The sequence below is a fragment of the Aquisalimonas sp. APHAB1-3 genome, from assembly GCF_048323695.1.
GTDB lineage: Bacteria > Pseudomonadota > Gammaproteobacteria > Nitrococcales > Aquisalimonadaceae > Aquisalimonas.
Window position 1 is genome coordinate 1 of record NZ_JBLWFT010000018.1, and the last position, 19804, is coordinate 19804.

The following is a 19804-nucleotide window of genomic DNA, read 5'->3' on the forward strand; positions in this document are numbered from 1 at the left end:
AGCGCTGCTGCCGGCGGTGCTGGCCGGGGATGATGCGGTCGGGGCCATGCCGGCGGAGTGGTTGTAGCGGCGGTGCCTGGGCGGGGGTGGTGGACCTGAAGGTCCACCCTACGCCCTCCGCGCCCCGCGCCCCGCGCACCCGGCACCCGGCACCCGGCACCCGGCACCCGGCACCCGGCACCCGGCACCCGGCACCCGGCACCCGGCACCCGGCACCCGGCATCCGGCATCCGGCATCCGGCATCCGGCATCCGGCATCCGGCATCCGGCATCCGGCATCCGGCATCCGGCATTCCGGCATTCCGGCATTCCGGCATTCCGGCATTCCGGCATTCCGGCATTCCGGCATCCGGCATTCCGGCATTCCGGCATCCGTAGGGTGGACCTTCAGGTCCACCGGAGGTTTCGCCCCGCTCCATGCACGGGCCCCAAAACCACGGTAGGGTGGACCCTCCCAGGTCCACCATCACCAGAACAGGAGCCGCCACGGCATGAGCGCGGGACAGCGACTTCCGGGGACGCCGGAGCCCATGTATACCATCGACACGGATGCGGGACTGCGTCTGGCGGCCGACGCCTGGGGCGATCCGGATGCGCCGCTGGTCATGCTGCTGCACGGCGGTGGCCAGACCCGTCATGCCTGGAAGGGGGCCGGGGAAGCCCTGGGGGCAGCGGGCTACCGGGCCGTTGCCTTCGACGCCCGTGGCCATGGTGATTCGGACTGGGCCGGTGAAGGCGGGTATGAACAGGGCGTCATGGTGGATGACCTCAACGCCATGATCCGCGCTTTCGGTGATCGCCCCGCGGCGCTGGTGGGCGCCTCCATGGGTGGCGGTGTGGGTCTGTTGGCCGCCGGCGAGCGGCGGGCCGACGTCTCCGCGCTGGTGCTCGTGGACATTGCGCCTCAGATGGAGCACGACGGCGTCGCCCGGATCATGGCGTTCATGCAGCGCCATGCCGACGGCTTCGCCAGCCTGGATGAAGTCGCCGAGGCGATCCAGGGCTATCAGCCCCATCGTCGCCGCAGTGCCAACCCGGAAGGGCTGGCCAAGAACGTGCGCCAGGGTAGCGACGGCCGCTACTACTGGCACTGGGATCCGGCCTTTCTTCAGGTACGCCGGGATTTCGAGATGCGCCGTCAGCGACTGGAGAACGGGGCCCGACAGCTCCGGGTGCCGACGCTGCTGGTCCGTGGTGCGCTCTCCGATGTGCTCAGCGAAGCGGGTGCGCGGGCGTTTCTCGCGGATTGCCCGCATGCGGAGTATGTGAACGTCAGCGACGCCAGCCACATGGTTGCGGGTGACGGCAACGACATCTTCCTGGACTCGGTGCGGGAGTTCCTGGGGCGGGCTGTGGTGTCCGGCGCGGGGCCGGGGCAACGGGTCACCGGCGGGCGCTGAGCCCTGTCCTAACGAAGGAGCGGCCGTGGAAGGGCATGCCGCCCGGCACCATCCATCGGTGCCGGGCGGGTGCGGGTCAGTCCTCGTCCTTCTCCCAGTGCATGGTCCGGCGCACGGCCTTCTTCCAGCCCTTGTAGCGCTGCTCGCGCACGGCCGGGTCCATGTCCGGGGTGAAGGTGTGGTCCAGGGCGCCCTTGCTGACCACTTCGTCCTTGGTCCACACACCCACGGCGATGCCCGCCAGGTAGGCCGCACCCAGCGCGGTGCTCTCGGTGACCTGCGGGCGCTCCACGTTGACCCCCAGCATGTCCGCCTGGAACTGCATCATCACGTTGTTGGCCACGGCACCGCCGTCCACGCGCAGGGCCTTCAGGGTGATGCCGGAGTCCGCCTGCATGGCGTCGATGACGTCCTTGGTCTGATAGGCCAGTGAATCCAGCGTCGCACGGGTGATGTGCTCCTTGCGCGTGCCGCGGGTGAGGCCGAAGATGGCGCCGCGGGCGTACATGTCCCAGTAGGGCGCGCCGAGCCCCGCGAAGGCCGGCACCACGTAGACGCCACCGGAGTCGGGCACCTTGCTGGCGTAGTACTCCGAGTCTTCGGCGGAGTCGATGAGCTTGAGCTCGTCCCGCAGCCACTGGACCGCCGCGCCGGCGATGAAGATCGCGCCCTCCAGGGCGTACTCCACCTTGCCGTCCAGCCCCCAGCCGATGGTGGTGAGCAGGCCGGACTTCGACGGCACGGGCGTCTCGCCGGTGTTCATGAGCAGGAAGCAGCCGGTGCCGTAGGTGTTCTTCACCATGCCCTTGTCGAAACAGGTCTGGCCGAACAGCGCCGCCTGCTGGTCACCGGCGATGCCGGCAATGGGCACCTGGGCACCACCGAACATCTCCTTGCCGGTATGCCCGTATACCTCGCTGGAGGGGCGCACGTCCGGGAGCATGGAGCGGGGAATACCCAGTTCTTCAAGCATCCGTTCGTCCCAGTCCAGCTCGCGGATGTCATACAGCAGTGTCCGCGAGGCGTTACTGTAATCGGTGACGTGGCGTTCGCCGCGGGTGAGGTTCCAGACCAGCCAGGTGTCCATGGTGCCGAACAGCAGCTCGCCGCGCTCCGCCCGTTCACGGACACCCTCCACGTTGTCCAGGATCCAGCGGATCTTGGTGCCGGAGAAGTAGGCGTCCACCACCAGGCCGGTAGTGTCGCGGATGTGCTCCTCCAGGCCGCGGGCCTTCAGGTCGTCGCACAGCGCGGCGGTGCGACGGTCCTGCCAGACGATGGCGTTGTGCACCGGCCGGCCGGTCTCCTTGTCCCACACGACGGTGGTCTCGCGCTGGTTGGTGATGCCGATGCCGGCCACCTGCGAGGGCTTCACGCCTTGGGTTTCCAGCACCTCGCGGGCGACACCCATCTGGGCGCCCCAGATCTCCATGGCGTCGTGCTCCACCCAGCCGGGCTCCGGATAGTACTGGTTGAACTCCTTCTGGGCGACGCCGACGATATGGGCGTCGCGGTCGAACAGGATGGCCCGGCAGCTGGTTGTGCCCTGGTCGAAGGCCAGGATGTATTGCTTGTCCATGATCTCACTCCTCCGTATTCCACATTATTGATTTCGTTGCAGTCGTCCAGGTTCCCCCGCGGGACTCAGGAGCCGCCGTCGCGCTCGTCCGACGCGGCGCGAGCGCTCACGGCGGGGGCCTGCTGCAGGCCGGTGAACGCCGCGAGAATGCACGCCCCCAGCACCGCGAAGGCGATGATCAGCGCGGTTGGGCTGCCCTGTTCGAAAACGAAAGCGTAGAACAGCCCGCCGCAGACGCCGCCAATCAGTGGGCCGATCACCGGAATCCAGGCGTACTGCCAGTTGGAACCGCCCTTGCCCACGATGGGCAGTACGAAGTGGGCGATACGCGGGCTGAGATCCCTTGCCGGGTTGATGGCGTAGCCGGTGGGTCCGCCCAGAGAGAGCCCAATGGCGAAAATCAGCAGCCCCACGATCAGCGGGTTCAGCCCTTCGGTGAACTCGTTGGCGCCAATGAAAAGAATCGCCAGGACCAGCACGAAGGTACCGATGATCTCGCACAGCAGGTTACCCGGCGTGTGGGGAATCGCCGGATCGGTGCTGAAGACGCCCAGTTTAGCGCCGGCATCATCCGTTGCCGCCCAGTGGGGATAGTAGGCCAGAAAGACCACACAGGCCCCGATGAAGGCGCCGATCATCTGCGCCACGATATAGGCGGGTACGCTGGCCCAGGGGAACTCGCCGATGGCCGCCAGCCCGACTGTCACCGCCGGGTTGATGTGGGCGCCGCTGATGTCGCCCACTGCGTAGATGGCAAGCGCCACTGCCATGCCCCAGCCGGCGGTGATGACGATCCAGCCACCGGCCTGGGCCTTGGAGTGGTTCAGCAGGACCCCCGCCACCACGCCGCCGCCGAAGATGATGAGAATCATGGTCCCTATGATTTCGCCGATAAACGGTGTCATGCCTTACTCCTCCTCCATATGACGAACCAGCACGGATATGGCGGGCGTCTTGGTCCGCTCTCGTGGATTCCGTGCTGGCTGTGCAGGTCTTCAGGTTGGTATCAGCGCGCCGCTTGGTGAGCCTCCCGGGATAATCCCTGTTGCTCCGGTGCACCGCGCTGCGAGAACCAGGCATCGATTGCCTGCCTGGTGGCTTCGGAGACGTGCAGACCCATGCGCGAACGCCGCCAGAGCGCGTCGTCCGCGGTCCGGGCCCACTCGTACCGAATCAGGTAATCCAGTTCCGCTGTGTACATGCCGTCGCCGAGGTGCTCCCCCAGGTCGGTCAGCGACTGCGCCTCACCCACCAGCGCGCGCATGCGGGTGCCGTAGTTCCGGGCGTAGCGCCACAGCAGGTCCGGCGGCAGAAAGGGGTAGTCGTTGGCGAGCCCCGCCAGCCACGCGTCGAAGTCGGCCGCGGGAATGTCGCCTCCGGGGAGCGCCTCCGTCGCCGTCCACGGGCGGGCGGTGAGGCCGAGTGGCCCGGCAAGCTGTGCCAGCACGTCTTCGGCCAGCGTGCGGTAGGTGGTGATCTTGCCGCCGAACACCGACAGCAGTGGCGCCTGTCCGCCATCGGCGTCCAGATCCAGGACGTAGTCGCGGGTGACTGCCGAGGCGTCCGCCGCCGCGTCGTCGTACAGCGGTCGCACGCCGGCGTAGCTCCACACGACGTCTGCCGGGGTGACGGCACGCTTGAAGTAGTGATTGATGGTGTCGCAGAGGTATTCCGTTTCCGCGTCCGAAATAGACAGGCTGCGCGGGTCGCCCTCGAAGGTCTCGTCGGTGGTGCCGATCAGGGTGTAGTCGTGTTCGTAGGGGATGACGAAGATCACCCGGCGGTCGTCGTTCTGCAGCAGGTAGGCCTGATCGTGCTCAAACAGCCTCGGTACCACCAGGTGGCTGCCCTTCACCAGCCGCACATGTTTGCCGTCGGCGTGCTCGCTTCTGCCGGTGACGGACTCCAGGAAGCGGCTCACCCAGGGGCCGGCCGCGTTGACCAGCGCGCGGGCGCGGACGCTGCAGTTCGCTCCGGAGTGCTGATCCTGCAACGCGACCGTCCAGAGGTCGTCGTCGCGCCGGGCGCCGACGCACGCGGTGTGCGTAAGCACCTCGGCGCCGCGCTCGGCGGCGTCGAGGGCGTTCAGGACCACCAGTCGCGAGTCCTGCACCCAGCAGTCGGAGTAGGCGAAGCCGTCCGTGAACTCCGGGCGCAGCGGCTGCCCGGCGGGATCGAAGGCGAGCTTGACGCTCCGGGAGCCGGGCAGGCGGCTGCGACCTCCCAGGTGGTCGTAGAGAAACAGGCCTGCGCGAATCATCCAGCGGGGCCGCAGGGAGCGTGTGTGCGGCATGACGAAGCGCATCGGCCAGATGATGTGGGGCGCTGCCTTGAGCAGCACCTCGCGCTCCCTGAGTGCCTTGCGCACCAGGCTGAACTCGTAGTGTTCGAGGTAGCGCAGGCCGCCGTGGATGAGCTTGGTGCTGGCGGAGGACGTGTGTGCCGCGATGTCGTCTCGCTCGCAGAGCAGTACCCGCAGGCCCCGGCCCGCCGCATCCCGCGCAATCCCCGCCCCGTTGATGCCTCCTCCGACTACGACCAGATCGTAGCTGCTGTTTTCATTTGTCATGTGCGGTTCGTGTTTTTCGTGAGAATGTTCGAATGAACATAGCACGAACAAAATCGAGCACAATGCGAAAACAAATGTTGACGGACGAACGGGGGTCGCGTTGGAAAGTGGTCAGGTGTCCGGTGTGAAGATCCGCACCTGGGCCTCACGCAGCTGCTGGAGCCACTCGCCCGGGGGCTGACGGTCGGTGAACAGGGCGTCGAGCTCGCGCAGATGGCCGAGTTCGACCATGGCGCTGCGGCCGAACTTGCTGTAGTCGGCAGCCAGCCAGAACTGGCGCGCCTGGGCCATGATGGCCTGCACCACCCGCACTTCGCGGTAATCGAAGTCGAGCAGCGTACCGTCGGCGTCGATCCCGGAGATGCCGGTAATGCCGTAGTCGACCCGGAACTGGCGCATGAAGTCGATGGTGGCCTCGCCGGTGATGCCGCGGTCCCGAGGCCGCACCACGCCCCCGGCCAGGATGATCTCGAAGGTGGGATTGTTGGTGAGTATGGTGGCGACGTTCAGGTTGTTGGTGATGATGCGCAGGCCGTCGTGCTGCAGCAGCGCCTTGGCGATCTCCTCGTTGGTGGTGCCCAGGGTGATGAACAGCGAGGCCTGGTCCGGGACCTGAGCGGCCAGTGTGCGGGCGATCGCCTGTTTCGCTTCGAGCTGCATGACCTTGCGGGCGCGGTAGGCCACGTTCTCCACGCTCGACGGCAGGCCGGCACCGCCGTGGTGGCGCCGCAGCAGGCCCGCGGCACAGAGCTGGTTGATGTCCCGGCGGATGGTCTGGGGCGTAACCGCGTATTCGTCGGCAAGGCCGTCGATGGCCACGAAGCCCTCCTTTCTGACCCGTTCCATGATGCGTTCCTGGCGGTGGGTGAGATCGTGCATCGCTGCCTCGCGGTGGTTCGGCCTTTTTCGAATGTGAAAATACGGTGGTATGGGTTCTGGGGTCATGGTACCGAACGGGTCGGGGTCTGTCCGGGTCTGTCCCGGCGCGGTTAGGTGCCATTGGTTTCCGGCGCTCGCAGGTAGACGTCGAAGCGGGTGCTGCTGCCGCCGACGGTGAGATCGGGGGGGGCTCCCGCCAGCGCCGCGCCGCGGCGCTGGCGTTTGACGACCACGCGCCGCCGTGCCGTGGACAGTGCCGGGGACAGCAGCGGGCCGGCGTCGCCGGGCGGGCCAAGCAGCGCCTGCAGGTGCTGCATTGTCTTGCCGGATTTGCCGCCGGTGCGGCGGTGCGGATACATCGGGTCAAGGTAGACCACGTCCGGCCTTTCGGCCGTCTGCAGGCCGGTCAGATAGTCGCTGCTGTCGGCGCTGACGAGCTGCATTCGTTCGGCCATGGTTTGCGTGCGCGCATCGCGTTGCGCCCGCGCCAAACCGTCTTCCAGGAGGGCGCCCAGCACCGGGGAGCGCTCCACCAGCGTGACCGTGCAGCCGATCATGGCGAGAATGGCGGCGTCCTGGCCCAGGCCGGCGGTTGCGTCCAGTACCAAAGGGCGGTCGCCGCGCCGTGCGCCCACGGCCCGCGCCAGCGGCTCCCGGGACGGCCCCGCCTGCTGCAGGCGTTGCAGGAAGCGTGGCTCCAGGAAATCCACCCGGATGCCGCCGGGTCTGCCCTCGCGACTGTCCGTGAGCGTCACCGCGGTGGCGCCCACCACCAGCCGCAATCCGGCCGGGGTTTCAGCCCGTTCCTGCGGCAGATTCCAGCGGTGGGCCAGGGCGGCTGCCGCCGTGCCAGCGTCCGGTGTACCGTCGTGTGTGACGTAACACCGTTGTTCTGTGTCGCTGGGTTTTTCGGAAAAATCTTTCAAATCAATATCCTGTGGGCTATGCGTCGACTCGATTCCAGTTGAGTGCCCTGCCGGTGTGCCGTAAGATACCTGCAAGCGCGCGCAAGCGCCGGTTCCGGCGCGCTGGGGCTGTCTTCCCCGGGCGGCGGCGCTCCTTCGGCCGGCATACCCGGCGGCTTTCGAGGTCGACGTTCATGGTCGAGAAACAGTTTGATCCCACATCCACGTTGGACCCCCAGGAGCTCTCCCGCACCCTGGTGGATATCACGACCCGCAGCCAGGAGCTTGTCAACGAGTTCGTGACCCGCGAGCAGTCGGCGCATCACATTGATCTTGATGACGCCCTGCACATGTCCGGACTGTTCCAGCAGCTCGCCTCGCGGATGGTCTCCAATCCGATGCAGCTTGCCCAGTCGCAGATCGCCTTCTGGCAGGACTACGCACAGCTGGTGAACAACACCACCATGCGGTTCCTGGGGCAGAACCGCGAGTCGGTGATCGACCCGGAGCGGGGCGACAAGCGGTTCAGTCATGACGCCTGGGAAGACAGCCCCATTTTCGATTTCATCAAGCAATCCTATCTGCTGGCGGCGGACTACGTGCACTCCACGGTGCGCAATGTAGAGGGGCTCGACGAGCAGACGGCGCGCAAGGTGGACTTCCACACCCGGCAGTTCGTGGATGCCCTGTCACCCACCAATTTCGTCGCAACGAATCCGGAGGTGTTGGAGAAGACCGTCGAGACCGGCGGGCAGAACCTCCTGCGGGGGCTGCGCAACCTGCTCGACGACCTGGCCGCGGGTCAGGGCAAGCTGCGGGTTAGCATGACCGACACCGAGGCCTTCGAGGTGGGCCACAATCTGGCCATTACCCCCGGCAAGGTGGTGTACCAGAACGAGCTGATCCAGCTCATCCAGTACACGCCGACCACCGATCAGGTCTACAAGCGGCCGCTGCTGTTCGTGCCTCCGTGGATCAACAAGTACTACATCCTGGACCTTCAGCCGAAGAACTCCATGATCAAGTACATGGTGGATCAGGGGCATACCGTGTTTGTGATCTCCTGGAAGAATCCCTCCAGCGATTACGCCGACAAGACTTTTGCTGACTACATGGTGGAGGGGCCGCTGGCGGCTGTGGATGCCATCGAACAGGCGACCGGCGAGCGTGACGTCAACTGCGTCGGCTATTGCCTGGGCGGCACGCTCATGGGGGCGACTCTGGCGTACATGGCGGCGAACAAGGATGCGCGCATCAGGAGCATCACCTTCTTCACCGCCATGCTGGACTTCTCCGAGCCGGGGGAGCTGGAGATCTTCATCGACGAAGAGCAGCTCCAGAATCTGGAGCGCCGCATGGGCAGTCAGGGGGTTCTTGAAGGGCGGGCCATGGCCACGACCATGGCGACCCTGCGTGCCAACGACCTGATCTGGTCGTTTTTCATCAACAACTACCTCAAGGGCGACGATCCGTTTCCGTTCGACCTGCTGTACTGGAACCAGGACTGCACCAACATGCCTGCGCAGATGCACACCTTCTATCTGCGCAACATGTACCAGGAGAATCGCCTGCGTGAGCCCGGCGGGATCGAGCTGGACGGTGTGCCCATCGATCTGGGCAAGATCAACATTCCCAGCTGCTTCGTCTCGGCCCGGGAAGACCACATCGCGCCCTGGAAGACCTGCTACGAGGGCGTGCACCTGATTGGCGGCCGGCCGCGGTTCATCCTGGGCGGGTCGGGCCACATCGCCGGTATCATCAATCCCCCTTCGCGGGAGAAATACGGTTACTGGGTGGGTGACAACACGCCCGGCACCGCCGCCGAATGGCTGGACAGCGCCGAGTGGGCGCCCGGGTCCTGGTGGCCGGAGTGGGAGCGGTGGCTCGCCGGCCAGGAGTCGGAGACGGTTGCCGCGCGGCAACCGGGTGACGGGGCGCTGTCCGTGATTGAGGACGCGCCGGGGGGCTACGTTCGGGAAGAGGCCTGATCGGCTTTGCGGCGCTCCGGGAACGTGTAAGATACCGGCGTGGCAACGGTCGAATTCACGCTCAACGTCTCGCGCGACGATATGCTGGTCTACTATGCCGGTTACAGCAGCCAGGTCGTGGTCTGTAGCGACGATGGCATCTGGGTGCAATTCCCGGCGAATCAGCTTCGCGCTTTTGTGAACCACGACGGCGTGCACGGCCGATTTCGGCTTTACTATGACGAATCGGGCCGTTTCGAGCGGCTGCAACGTCTGTAACGTCCCTGGCAGGTGACAATGGCACAGCAGGATCTGGACAAGATCGAGGAACTCCCCACGTTGCCCCGTTTCGTGCAGGACATCCTCAAAGTGGTGAACGACAAGGACGCCCCCCTGCCTGATGTCGCGGCCGCCCTCGCCATGGACCCCGGCACCAGCGGCCGTGTGGTCTCTGCCGCCAATGCCGCCTTCTTCACCGGGTATCAGCCCATCTACAGCGTCGACGACGCAGCCGTGCGGCTGGGTCTCAACCGGGTGCGGGTGCTTGCCACGACGACGCTGCTGAGTGCGCAGTTCCAGTCCAGCGCCTGCCCGGCCTTCGACCAGGGCCGTTTCTGGCGGGCGAGCATGAACGTGGCGCTCTGTGCCAGCAAGCTGGGCAACTATGTGCCGCTGGAGACCGAGACGGCGGCCGGGTATCTGGCGGGGCTGCTTCACAATGTTGGCGTTCTCGCCAACGCCTACGTCTTCCCTGACGCCATGCAGCGTGTCCTGACCGCCGATGATCGCGACGAGACCAGCGTCGCGGAGCGGGAGTTGCGCGAGCTGGGCTTTGATCACTACGAGTCCGGTAGTCGCCTGTTGTCCACCTGGGACCTTCCGGAACCGCTGGTGGCCGTGGTTGCACACCATGCCGACCCCGATTACCAGGGTGACTGGGGGCGCCTGACCGACATGGTGGGAGCCTGCGTCGAGTGGTACCGGGCGGGTTACGAGGATCGGCCGACGCGCCGAATTCTGCGCGGCATCTCCGAGCCGAAGCTGAACAACATCGGCATGAGTTGCCGTCGCGAAGACGAGCAACTCAGCACGTTTGCGGAGGAGGTTGCCGGCGCCGCATGACGCCGGCGGCAGGGAATGGCCCGCCGGAAGGGGATCAGGCTTCGGTGTCCAGGTTCCGGCCCAGTGTCTGCTCCGCTTCATCGACGCTTTGCACGGTGTTCACCGATGCGCGCGCAAGCGTCTCATTCTGGGTGGATTCCACGAGGGCCGTGTTGAGGTCCTCGTTCTCCTCCGTGCCGGCAGTGACCCGCGCCACCGTTTCCGCGTTGCGCTGCATTTCCTGATCGGCCCGCTGCAGCCCGGCCGTGGCAGAGTAAAACGCGCTGGCAATATCCATGGTGCCTCCATTGAACACACCCGTGAGATGCTCGCAGTCTACCACCCCCTTGCGTTGCCGGTGTGACCTGCGTCACGGTCTCTTGCCCCCGCCGGCCACCCTGCCCATAATCGGCGGCCCGTTTCAGCGGCAGCGGCAGCGATGCGCGAGCACAGTTTTCAGAGCCATGACGGTCTGCGCCTGCCGGTGCGGGTACTGGGCACCGGCCCGCCGCTGGTGGTTGTTCCCGGCTGGCTCGGCGCCTACACCGACTGGTATCCCGTGGTCCAGCGTCTGGCCCGGGACCGGACCTGTTATGTCTGGGAAGCGCGGCCCTATTTTGACCCGAAGGTCACGGGGATTGATGCGCTCGCAGCCGACCTGCGGGCGTTGATTCAGGCGTTCGACCTGCAGGCGCCGCTGGTGCTGGGTCACTCCATGGGTGCGCTGACCTGCTGGGAGTACGTGCGCCAGTTCGGCTGCGACGGCATCGGCCGGTTCTGTCTGGTCGACCAGTCTCCGCGCCTGCTCACCGATGCGGACTGGTCGCTGGGGCTGTTCGGGTCGTTCAGCGAGGCCGAGAATCAAGTCTTCATCGAGCAACTGCGCAGGGATTTCGTCGGCACGACCATGGCGTTCATCACCCGGGGGCGTCAGGTGGAGCCGGGCAGTGGTGCGGCGCGGCTGGAGGCCATGTTCCGCGAGACGCGCCGGCAGCGTCTGGAAGCCCTCGACCCGGAACCCTGGGTTCGCTGCTGGGAGCACTTCTCCCGGCGCGACTACCGTGCGGAAGTGGAGCGGGTGGAGGTTCCCACACTGCTCGTCTTTGGTGCCCGCAGTTTTTACGGGCTGGACGTGGCTCGCTACGTACACCGTCACACGCCGGGTTCACGCCTGCGGGTACACGCTCTGGCGGGGCACTCGCCACATCAGGACGACCTGCCCGGGTTTCTCGAGAATGTCCGCGTATTTGCGGGCGATTGAGGGCACTCTGTTTGTGCGCCGTGAGGTGCTAGAATCTCTGGTTTTTTCCGCGAACGGATGCAGATATGAGTGAACAGCCGCTGGTGGGCGTGATCATGGGCAGCAAGTCGGACTGGGACACCATGATCCACGCCGACGAGACGTTGACCGAGTTCGGGGTGGCCCACGAGTGCCGGATCGTCTCCGCGCACCGGACCCCTGAGTGGATGGCCCAGTACGCCGCCGAGGCGGAAGGGCGCGGCCTGGAAGTGATCATCGCCGGTGCCGGCGGCGCCGCTCACCTGCCCGGTATGGTCGCCGCCCAGACCACCGTGCCGGTGCTTGGTGTGCCGGTGGAGAGCCGGACCATGAAAGGCATCGACTCCCTGTATTCCATCGTGCAGATGCCCGGCGGCGTGCCCGTGGCCACGCTGGCCATCGGCACCGCAGGGGCGAAGAATGCCGCGCTGCTGGCGGTTTCGATTCTCGCCAACAGCCGGCCGGAGCTGCGGGAGAAACTGCACGGCTTCCGGCGCGCACAGGCGCAGAAAGTCATGGAGGACACCCTGCCGTGAGCGAGGCCATTCTCCCCGGCGCCATCATCGGCATTCTCGGCAGCGGCCAGCTCGGGCGGATGACCGCCTCGGCGGCGCGCCGGCTCGGCTATCGCGTGCACACCCTGTCACCCGGTGCCGACACACCAACCGGCCATCTTGCCGATCGCGAAGTGACGGCCGAGTATGACGACCTCAACGCCGTCGCCGACTTCGCCCGCGGTGTGGATGTGCTCACCTTCGAGTTCGAGAACGTGCCTGCGGCAACCACCGAGTGCGCCGAGCGTTACGCGCCGGTGCGGCCGGCCGGGCAGGTGCTGCACGTGTGCCAGAATCGCAGCCGCGAGAAAGGGTTTCTCAACGGCCACGGCTTCCCGGTGACCCCGTTCCGGGACGTGGACTCCCGCGAGGCGCTGGACGGTGCCATCGCTGCCCTCGGCCTGCCCGCCGTGCTCAAGACCGCCGGTTTCGGCTATGACGGCAAGGGGCAGGCGGTGATCCGCGACGCGGCTGAAGTGGATGCCGCCTGGGAGAGTATCGGCAGCGGCCCGGCGGTGCTGGAGACGCTGGTGGACTTCCAGTGCGAGGTCTCCGTGGTCGCCGCGCGCGGCACCGACGGCAGCTTTGCCCACTGGGGCGTGGTCATCAACGATCACCGCGACCACATTCTCGATGTCTCCGTCCCGGAGGCGCCGCTGCCGGCTCCCGTGCGCGAGCGCGCTGTGGACGTCGCCCGCGGCATCCTCGAGGCGCTGGACGTGGTGGGCGTGCTGTGCGTGGAGTTCTTCCTGCGCGCCGATGGCGAGCTGATGGTCAACGAACTGGCGCCGCGCCCCCACAACTCCGGGCATTTCAGCTTCGATGCCAGCGTCACCAGCCAGTTCGAGCAGCAGGTGCGCGCCGTGTGCGGCCTGCCCCTCGGTAGTACCGAACTGCTGCGGCCGGCGGCCATGGTCAATCTGCTCGGCGATCTCTGGGCCGCGGGCGAGCCCGACTGGTCGGCCGCCCTGGGCGACCCGCAGGTCAAGCTGCACCTGTACGGCAAGAGCGAAGCCAAGCCGGGGCGCAAGATGGGGCACATGGTCGCATTCGGTCGCGATCACGATGACGCCCGGCAGCGCGCCCTGGCCGCACGGGCGGCCCTGACGCGGTAACGTCGATGGTGGACCTGAAGGTCCACCCTACCCGTGAGCCAGGCCTGGTTGCATGAATCGGGCGTAGGGTGGACCTTCAGGTCCACCACCCCGATCCAGTCCACCACCCCATGACTCCCAACACCGACAAGGAACACACTATGTGGTTCAAGAACCTCTGCCTCTACGTCCTGGAGCAGGACTTCCCCCACGATGCCGAGGCCCTGGACGAGCGTCTGGCCCGAGACGTGTTCGAACCCTGCGGCCGGCTGGACATGGAATCCGGTGGCTGGAGCCCGCCCCTGGGCGAGGGGCACGCCCCACTCGTTCATCCTGCCGGTGGCTGCCTGATGCTGGCACTCAAGGAGGAGAGCAAGCTCATGCCGGCCGCCGTGATCCGTGAATCGCTGCAGGAGCGGGTGCACGTGATTGAGGAACAGGAGGCGCGCAAGGTCCGCAAGAAGGAGAAGGACCGCCTCAAGGACGAGATCGTGCTGGATCTGCTGCCGCGGGCGTTCAGCCGCAGCAAGCGCACCTTCGGCTACGTGGACACGAAAAACGGCTGGCTGCTGGTGGACGCCGCCAACTGGAAGAAGGCGGAGGAGTTCAGCGAGCGCCTGCGCGATGTGCTCGGCACCCTGCCGGTGGCACCCGCGGAGCCGGATGCCGCGCCGCAGTCGGTGATGACGCGCTGGCTCACCCGCGACAGCCTGCCCACGGACTTCGCCCTCGGCGACGAATGCGTGCTTGTCGATCCGGAGCTGGAAGGGGGCGAGATCCGCTGCAAGCGCATCGACCTCTCCTCCACCGAGGTCAAGAACCACATCAAGGCCGGCAAACGGGTCTCCCGTCTCTCCCTGACCTGGCAGGATCGCGTCAGCTTCATGCTGGATGCCGACATGAGCATCAAGCGCCTGCGGTTTCTGGACGCCGTCCAGGACGAGCGTGCGGAGACCGAGACGAACACCGACGCCGAGCGCTTCGACAGCGACTTCACCATCATGAGCCTGGAGCTGGCGCGTCTGATCCCGCGGCTGCTGGACGTACTGAACGAGGAGTGACCGCGGGCGACCGCCGCCGCCTGAACGCGCGCATGGGGTAAGGCTACGCCCGTGCCCGGGCGGGAGCGCCCGCACATGGTGGACCTGAAGGTCCACCCTACGCCGAGCTTGGGGCACTGTGCCGCCCCGGGAGTAGGGTGGACCTTCAGGTCCACCGCGCAACCGTCGAGCGCCCGGTTACCACGCCCGGCACCCGGGCCCGACCCCGTAGGGTGGACCTTCAGGTCCACCATCCCCCGGAGTTTCTGCCGGTGACCCCGGGAACCTTACTCGGCCAGCATGGGTCTCAACTCCGACCAGATGTTGTCCAGAATCCGGGGCTGGGCGTCGGCGGCAGGGTGGATGCCATCGCTCTGCATGAGGCCCGGATCCTCGGCGACGCCGTCGAGGATGCGCGGCACCAGCGCCAGATCGTATTCCGTGGCAACATTGGCGAAAGCCTGGGCAAACCGTTCAGTATAGGCCTGGCCGTAATTCGGGGGAATGCGGACGCCGGCGATGAGAACCCGGGCGCCCGCGTCGCGGGCCGTCTCCACGATGCGTTCCAGATTGCGCTCGATCTCCCCGGGACTGACGCCGCGCAAGCCATCGTTGCCGCCCAGGGCGACCACGACGATCGCCGGCTCGTGGCGTTCCAGGGCCTGTGGCAGGCGGCTGAGGCCGTTGCGCGTGGTGTCACCGCCGGTGCTGGCATTGGCGGTGCGCCACGGCAGCTCTTCGTCGGCCAGTCGCTGCTCCAGCAGGGCAACCCAGCCCTGGTCGCGGTCCATGCCGTAGGCGGCGCTCAGGCTGTCGCCGAGAACGAGAATGGTGCGGTCGCCGGCGGCGACCCCGCCGGCCAGGCCCAGTAACAGGAACGCCGCCACGGCGAGGCGCAGCAGGAGGGTGTGAGTGATGGGTGAAGGTGCAAGCGGCAGTGTGCTTCGTGCTGAAGGGCTCGGCATGGTCTTCCGCGGTCCCGATGGTGACATTCGTTTGTTTCAGGATATCGATCTTGCCATCGCGCAGGGAGAAACGCTCGCGATTCTCGGCGCCTCCGGATCCGGAAAATCCACGCTGCTCGGCCTGCTGGCCGGCCTCGACATGCCCACTGAAGGCCGTGTGCACATCGGCCGCTCCGAACTGACCGCGCTGGACGAAGACCAGCGCGCGCGGGTGCGGGGCGAGCAGGTGGGGTTCGTTTTCCAGGCGTTTCACCTGCTGGGCGGGCTGACCGCCCTGGAGAACGTGATGATGCCCCTGGAACTGGCCAACCGCAAAGACCCGGAGACGCCCGCGCGGCGGGCGCTGGAGCAGGTCGGGCTGGCGGAGCGCATGGAGCACTACCCGAATCAGTTGTCCGGCGGCGAGCAGCAGCGCGTCGCCATCGCCCGGGCCTTTGTCGGCGAACCGCGGGTGCTGTTCGCCGATGAACCCACGGGTAATCTGGACCAGACCACCGGTGCGCGCATTCAGGATCTCCTGTTCGAGCTCAACCGGGCCCACGGCACCACGTTGGTGGTGGTCACCCACGACCCGCAGCTCGCGGCGCGCTGCCACCGTACCCTGCACCTGGATCGCGGCCAGTTGGTGGCCGCATGAGAGCGCCGCGCCAGGGGCTGCGCCTGCTCAGGCGGGACTGGCGAGCCGGTGAGCTGCGCCTGCTGGCCACCGCCGTGGTGCTGGCGGTCACGGCCATTACCGCGGTGGCCTGGCTGGCGGATCGCGTCGCCGCCGGCACCGAGGGGCGCGCTGCCGAACTGCTGGGTGCCGACCGGGCGCTGGTGAGCAACTCCGCCATCGGCCCCGAACCGGAGAGCCTCGCCCTTGAGCTTGGTCTGACCACCGCGCGCACGCTGGAGTTCACCAGTGTCGTACTGGCCGGCGATGAAACACAGCTGACTGCCGTGAAGGCGGTCAGCCATGGCTACCCCCTGCGCGGCCGCCTTGAAGTGGGCAGCGACCCGGACGCCGACGCCCGGCCGGTCGACGGCATCCCCTCGCGCGGCGAGGTCTGGGCCGAGCCGCGGCTGCTCCTGCAACTCGGTCTGGATCCCGGTGACGCGGTGGAGCTGGGCGCCAGCCGCTTCACCCTGAGCCAGCTTCTGTTCCTGGAGCCCGACCGCGGGGGTGGTTTCCAGAGCCTGTCGCCGCGAGTGATGATGCACCTGGATGACGTGCCCGACACCGGTCTGGTTCAGGAGGCCAGCCGCGTGACACACCGCCTGCTGGTGGCCGGCGACAGCGGTGACGTTGCCGAATGGGCGCGCCAGGTGGAGCGCCGGCTCGGCGACGACCAGGCACTGGAGGCCCCGGGGCAGGAGCAGCCCGGCGTCGCCCAGGCCATGGAGGCCGCGGAGCGGTTCCTCGGCCTGAGCGCGCTGCTCACCGTGGTGGTGGGGGGTGTTGCCATGTTGCTGACCATCCGCCGCTACGCGGCCCGTCACCTGGATCGGGTCGCGGTGATGCGTTGCCTGGGCGCCACCCAGAGGCAGATCGTCGCCATGCTGACCTGGAAGATGATCTGGCTGGGCCTGTTCGCCGCGGTGGCCGGTACCGCGCTCGGGTTCCTGGTCCATCTGGCCATGCTGGAGCTGCTGGCCGACTACCTGCCTGCGTTGCCGCCCCCGTCGCCCCGGCCGGCCGCGGTGGGCATTCTCGCAGCCCAGGTGATCTTGCTGGGCTTCGCCATCCCCACGGTGCTCCGGCTCAAGCGCGTGCCGCCGCTGCGGGTGCTGCGCCGGGACCTGGGCAATCACGTCTACCGTGGCGCCAGCATCTACGTCTTCGCCCTGGCCGCGGTCTTCGCCCTGATGTGGTGGCAGGCGGGCGATCTGCTGCTCAGTGTCTACGTCTTCGGCGCCGTCATGGGCACGCTTGCTGCCCTGGCGCTGGCCGGTGGTGGCGTGATCTGGTTCCTGCGGCGTCAGCGCGGCCGGCGTGGCAGTGCGTCTCTGCTGCTCTCGGGCCTCACCCGTCGCCCGTGGACGGCGGTCATCCAGATCATGGCGCTGGGTCTCGGGCTGATGGCGCTGGTGCTGCTGACGCTGGTGCGCAACGATCTCCTGGCCACCTGGCAGGGGGGCGTGCCCGATGACGCCGCCAACTACTTCCTCATCAATATCCAGCCGGACGAGGCCGACGACCTCGCTGCCATGCTCGACGACGCCGGCGTGGAGACGTCGGTGTATCCCATGGTCCGGGCCCGTCTCGTGGGCATCAACGACCGGGACATCCGCCCGTCGGACTACGACGAACCGCGCACCCAGCGCCTTGTGGCGCGAGAGTTCAATCTCTCCTGGCTGGAGCGGCTCCCGGAGGACAACCGCGTGGTGGCCGGCGCCTTCTGGGAGCCGGATCCGGCCGACCCGGAGCAGTTCTCGCTGGAAAAGGAGATGGCGGAGCGCCTCGGCGTCGGCGTGGGTGACAGCCTGCACTTCGACATCGCCGGCGAGCGCTACAGCGCGCCCATTACCAACCTGCGCGCCGTGCAGTGGGACAGCTTCAACGTGAACTTCTTTGCCGCCGCCGCCCCCGGGCTGCTGGACGATGCCCCGGCTACGTACATCACCAGCTTCTACCTGCCACCGGAGCAGTCGTCACTGCTGGCGCAGCTGGTGCGCCAGCACCCCAGTGTCACCCTGATTGACGTCACGGCCATCCTCGACACGGTGCGGGGTATCATGGACCAGGGGGCGCGCGTGGTGGAGCTGATGGCGTTTCTCACCTTGCTCTCGGGGCTGGTGGTGCTGCTGGCAGCGCTGCAGGTCACCCGGGAAGAGCGGCAGTTCGAGAGCGCGCTGCTGCGGGCCATGGGCGCGCGCCGGGTGCTGATCCGCCGCCTGGCGGCCACCGAGTTCCTGTTGCTCGGCGCGGTGGCCGGGTTGCTGGCCGGTGCCGGGGCGGCCACCGCCGGTGTGGTCATGGCGCGCCAGCTGTTCGAGCTGGATTACGTCTTCAACCCGTGGCTGCCGCTGGTTGGCGCATTGATCGGCGCGGTGGTGGTCGCACTGGCGGGGCTGGCGGCGACGCGACGACTCTACCGCGCCTCGCCGATGCGGCTGCTGCAGGAGGCGGATGAAGGCTGAGCCACGGCCCGTTTTCTGTCATTGTCTGGTTGTCCACCAAAGGGAGGCTGATCGTTGACCGACGGATACCGTTTCGAAGAGCTGGAACTGGGGATGCACGCGTCGTTTTCCAAGACTGTCGCGGAGGCGGATCTGGTGAATTTCGCGGGCGTGAGCAGCGACTTCAATCCGCTCCACCTGGATGAAGACTACGCCCGCACAACGCGCTTTGGCACCCGTATCGCCCACGGCATGCTGAGCGGTGCATATCTGTCCGCGGTCATGGGCATGAAGCTGCCCGGGCCCGGCGCGGTTTATCTCAACCAGACCCTGAGCTTCAAGGCGCCTGTCCGGATCGGTGACCGGGTCATCGCCCGGGTGGAGGTCACCGGCCTGCGGCCGGACAAGAACATCGTCACCTGCGCCACCACCTGCTACGTTGACGACAAGCCCGTCACCACGGGGGAAGCCGTACTCATGGTGCCGTCCCGGGGGAAGTAGCATGACCGAACGCCTGCGCCCGGATGCCTGGGTCGGGGATTTCTCCGTGCCGGTGGATACCACGCTGGCACTGGTGGTCGGCCCGCTGTCGCTCACCATCCACCGCAGCCCCATGGAGTGGATGCTGCGCGAGCACAGCGATGGCGACCTGTATGCCGACACCGTCACCATGGAACGGCGGGAAGAGGTCCGTAATGAAACGGCGGACCGCAAGGAGCACCGTTTCGTGCTCGGCGGCAATAGCCCCGACCTCACCATCAGCGTGCGCCTGCCGGATCGCGGGATTGTCTCGCGACCGCTGACCCCTTTGAGCATCCCGTCCGGGGAGACGGTGCGCCTGTACCTCAGCTACCCGCTCTGGGTGATGGTGTCTGCGGGTGAGCCGCGACGGCAGATGATCGAGTTCCCGAGCATGCGTCTGTCCGATACGTGGTTTGGCGACAATACCCGCGAAGGCATTGTCTGCTACGCCACCCGCAGCCGGTGCCGGCTGAACCTCGCCGATCACCCGCACCTGCCCTACCGGGCGACCACGCCCCTGGTCATCCGCAACCACGGCGACGATACGCTGCTGCTGGACCGAGTGCGGCTGCCGGTATCGACCCTCAGCCTGTATCGTGATGGCGACGGGCGCTTCTGGAGCGAGGAGGTGACGTTGACCCGGCGCGCCGACGGTGGCCTGGCCGACCTGGAGCTGGGGCGTGGAGCCCCTGCCGAGGCCGATGGTGCCACCATCATTGCCCAGCCGCGGGAAGCGCCCCAGCGCAACACCTTGGTGCGGGCGTTCAGCGCTCTGTTCTGAGCGGTCGCAACACTGACGTGTGGAGGAAGCTGTAGGTGGGAGAGTTCGGCGCAACCCTCTGGGATCA

Annotated in this window: 19 protein-coding genes; 12 read left to right on the forward strand and 7 right to left on the reverse strand. The window is 67.1% G+C overall.

Annotated elements, in window-relative coordinates; translation table 11 throughout:
- Positions 1-491 precede the first annotated feature (491 nt).
- Positions 492-1400, forward strand: coding sequence for an alpha/beta fold hydrolase (locus ACNSTU_RS16385; RefSeq protein WP_290630880.1), 909 nt, complete (start codon positions 492-494; stop codon positions 1398-1400).
- Positions 1401-1476: 76 nt separating this feature from the next.
- Here ACNSTU_RS16385 and glpK read toward each other — a convergent pair whose 3' ends face one another.
- From glpK to ACNSTU_RS16410, 5 genes are all read right to left on the reverse strand, one after another.
- On the reverse strand, positions 1477-2979 hold the full coding sequence (glpK, locus tag ACNSTU_RS16390; RefSeq protein ID WP_418212720.1) for a glycerol kinase GlpK: 1503 nt from the start codon (positions 2977-2979) through the stop codon (positions 1477-1479).
- 65 nt (positions 2980-3044) lie between these two features.
- Positions 3045-3884, reverse strand: coding sequence for an MIP/aquaporin family protein (locus ACNSTU_RS16395; RefSeq protein WP_290630884.1), 840 nt, complete (start codon positions 3882-3884; stop codon positions 3045-3047).
- 101 nt (positions 3885-3985) lie between these two features.
- Positions 3986-5548, reverse strand: coding sequence for a glycerol-3-phosphate dehydrogenase (glpD, locus tag ACNSTU_RS16400; RefSeq protein ID WP_418212721.1), 1563 nt, complete (start codon positions 5546-5548; stop codon positions 3986-3988).
- A 111-nt stretch (positions 5549-5659) separates the two neighbouring features.
- Complete coding sequence (locus ACNSTU_RS16405) at positions 5660-6427, reverse strand: DeoR family transcriptional regulator (protein WP_290630888.1); 768 nt, start codon at positions 6425-6427, stop codon at positions 5660-5662.
- A 110-nt stretch (positions 6428-6537) separates the two neighbouring features.
- Entirely contained in the window at positions 6538-7353 is an 816-nt protein-coding gene (locus ACNSTU_RS16410) for a class I SAM-dependent methyltransferase (protein ID WP_290630890.1), read from the reverse strand.
- 173 nt (positions 7354-7526) lie between these two features.
- On the opposite strand from ACNSTU_RS16410, the gene ACNSTU_RS16415 reads away from it, so the two are divergent.
- Genes ACNSTU_RS16415 through ACNSTU_RS16425 form a run of 3 tightly spaced genes read left to right on the forward strand, consistent with a single transcriptional unit; the run spans position 7527 to position 10421 of the window.
- Entirely contained in the window at positions 7527-9320 is a 1794-nt protein-coding gene (locus ACNSTU_RS16415; RefSeq protein ID WP_290630892.1) for a PHA/PHB synthase family protein, read from the forward strand.
- Positions 9321-9359: 39 nt separating this feature from the next.
- Complete coding sequence (locus ACNSTU_RS16420; RefSeq protein WP_290630894.1) at positions 9360-9578, forward strand: DUF2835 family protein; 219 nt, start codon at positions 9360-9362, stop codon at positions 9576-9578.
- Between the two features lie 18 nt (positions 9579-9596).
- Positions 9597-10421: an HDOD domain-containing protein gene (locus tag ACNSTU_RS16425; protein ID WP_290630896.1), complete on the forward strand. Its 825-nt coding sequence runs from the start codon at positions 9597-9599 to the stop codon at positions 10419-10421.
- A gap of 34 nt (positions 10422-10455) precedes the next feature.
- Here the strand turns inward: ACNSTU_RS16425 and ACNSTU_RS16430 are convergent, their stop codons facing one another.
- Positions 10456-10698, reverse strand: a complete 243-nt coding sequence (locus ACNSTU_RS16430; RefSeq protein ID WP_290630898.1) for a hypothetical protein — start codon at positions 10696-10698, stop codon at positions 10456-10458.
- 141 nt (positions 10699-10839) lie between these two features.
- On the opposite strand from ACNSTU_RS16430, the gene ACNSTU_RS16435 reads away from it, so the two are divergent.
- The 4 genes from ACNSTU_RS16435 to rdgC all read left to right on the forward strand — a co-directional run bounded on the left by ACNSTU_RS16435 (position 10840) and on the right by rdgC (position 14388).
- A complete protein-coding gene (locus tag ACNSTU_RS16435) occupies positions 10840-11661 on the forward strand; it encodes an alpha/beta fold hydrolase (RefSeq protein WP_290630900.1) in 822 nt (273 codons plus the stop codon).
- 65 nt (positions 11662-11726) lie between these two features.
- Positions 11727-12215, forward strand: a complete 489-nt coding sequence (purE, locus tag ACNSTU_RS16440; RefSeq protein WP_290630902.1) for a 5-(carboxyamino)imidazole ribonucleotide mutase — start codon at positions 11727-11729, stop codon at positions 12213-12215.
- Complete coding sequence (locus tag ACNSTU_RS16445; protein WP_290636915.1) at positions 12212-13348, forward strand: 5-(carboxyamino)imidazole ribonucleotide synthase; 1137 nt, start codon at positions 12212-12214, stop codon at positions 13346-13348. Before purE ends, ACNSTU_RS16445 begins: the two co-directional genes overlap by 4 nt.
- A gap of 140 nt (positions 13349-13488) precedes the next feature.
- On the forward strand, positions 13489-14388 hold the full coding sequence (gene rdgC / locus ACNSTU_RS16450; RefSeq protein ID WP_290630906.1) for a recombination-associated protein RdgC: 900 nt from the start codon (positions 13489-13491) through the stop codon (positions 14386-14388).
- A 266-nt stretch (positions 14389-14654) separates the two neighbouring features.
- Here the strand turns inward: rdgC and ACNSTU_RS16455 are convergent, their stop codons facing one another.
- Positions 14655-15254 (reverse strand): arylesterase, encoded by a 600-nt coding sequence (locus ACNSTU_RS16455; protein WP_290630908.1) that lies wholly within the window; start codon positions 15252-15254, stop codon positions 14655-14657.
- Between the two features lie 28 nt (positions 15255-15282).
- Between ACNSTU_RS16455 and ACNSTU_RS16460 the strand changes: the two genes are divergently transcribed.
- Genes ACNSTU_RS16460 through ACNSTU_RS16475 form a run of 4 tightly spaced genes read left to right on the forward strand, consistent with a single transcriptional unit; the run spans position 15283 to position 19737 of the window.
- Complete coding sequence (locus ACNSTU_RS16460) at positions 15283-15969, forward strand: ABC transporter ATP-binding protein (RefSeq protein WP_290630910.1); 687 nt, start codon at positions 15283-15285, stop codon at positions 15967-15969.
- Positions 15966-18455 carry an ABC transporter permease gene (locus tag ACNSTU_RS16465; RefSeq protein WP_418212722.1) on the forward strand — a complete coding sequence of 830 codons (2490 nt, stop codon included), beginning with the start codon at positions 15966-15968 and terminating at the stop codon, positions 18453-18455. The genes ACNSTU_RS16460 and ACNSTU_RS16465 overlap by 4 nt, the downstream gene beginning before the upstream one ends.
- Before the next feature lie 54 nt (positions 18456-18509).
- Positions 18510-18935, forward strand: coding sequence for a MaoC family dehydratase (locus ACNSTU_RS16470; RefSeq protein ID WP_290630914.1), 426 nt, complete (start codon positions 18510-18512; stop codon positions 18933-18935).
- Between the two features lies 1 nt (position 18936).
- Positions 18937-19737, forward strand: a complete 801-nt coding sequence (locus tag ACNSTU_RS16475; protein ID WP_290630916.1) for a hypothetical protein — start codon at positions 18937-18939, stop codon at positions 19735-19737.
- Positions 19738-19804: the final 67 nt, after the last annotated feature.

What these genes read in the sequence shown, in the direction of transcription:
- glpK (WP_418212720.1), bottom strand. Translation starts at nt 2,979, where the DNA reads ATGGACAAGCAATACATCCTGGCCTTCGACCAGGGCACAACCAGCTGC.
- ACNSTU_RS16395 (WP_290630884.1), bottom strand. Translation starts at nt 3,884, where the DNA reads ATGACACCGTTTATCGGCGAAATCATAGGGACCATGATTCTCATCATC.
- ACNSTU_RS16460 (WP_290630910.1), top strand. Translation starts at nt 15,283, where the DNA reads ATGGGTGAAGGTGCAAGCGGCAGTGTGCTTCGTGCTGAAGGGCTCGGC.
- ACNSTU_RS16385 (WP_290630880.1), top strand. Translation starts at nt 492, where the DNA reads ATGAGCGCGGGACAGCGACTTCCGGGGACGCCGGAGCCCATGTATACC.
- rdgC (WP_290630906.1), top strand. Translation starts at nt 13,489, where the DNA reads ATGTGGTTCAAGAACCTCTGCCTCTACGTCCTGGAGCAGGACTTCCCC.
- ACNSTU_RS16415 (WP_290630892.1), top strand. Translation starts at nt 7,527, where the DNA reads ATGGTCGAGAAACAGTTTGATCCCACATCCACGTTGGACCCCCAGGAG.
- ACNSTU_RS16430 (WP_290630898.1), bottom strand. Translation starts at nt 10,698, where the DNA reads ATGGATATTGCCAGCGCGTTTTACTCTGCCACGGCCGGGCTGCAGCGG.
- ACNSTU_RS16435 (WP_290630900.1), top strand. Translation starts at nt 10,840, where the DNA reads ATGCGCGAGCACAGTTTTCAGAGCCATGACGGTCTGCGCCTGCCGGTG.
- purE (WP_290630902.1), top strand. Translation starts at nt 11,727, where the DNA reads ATGAGTGAACAGCCGCTGGTGGGCGTGATCATGGGCAGCAAGTCGGAC.
- ACNSTU_RS16425 (WP_290630896.1), top strand. Translation starts at nt 9,597, where the DNA reads ATGGCACAGCAGGATCTGGACAAGATCGAGGAACTCCCCACGTTGCCC.
- glpD (WP_418212721.1), bottom strand. Translation starts at nt 5,548, where the DNA reads ATGACAAATGAAAACAGCAGCTACGATCTGGTCGTAGTCGGAGGAGGC.
- ACNSTU_RS16465 (WP_418212722.1), top strand. Translation starts at nt 15,966, where the DNA reads ATGAGAGCGCCGCGCCAGGGGCTGCGCCTGCTCAGGCGGGACTGGCGA.
- ACNSTU_RS16405 (WP_290630888.1), bottom strand. Translation starts at nt 6,427, where the DNA reads ATGCACGATCTCACCCACCGCCAGGAACGCATCATGGAACGGGTCAGA.
- ACNSTU_RS16475 (WP_290630916.1), top strand. Translation starts at nt 18,937, where the DNA reads ATGACCGAACGCCTGCGCCCGGATGCCTGGGTCGGGGATTTCTCCGTG.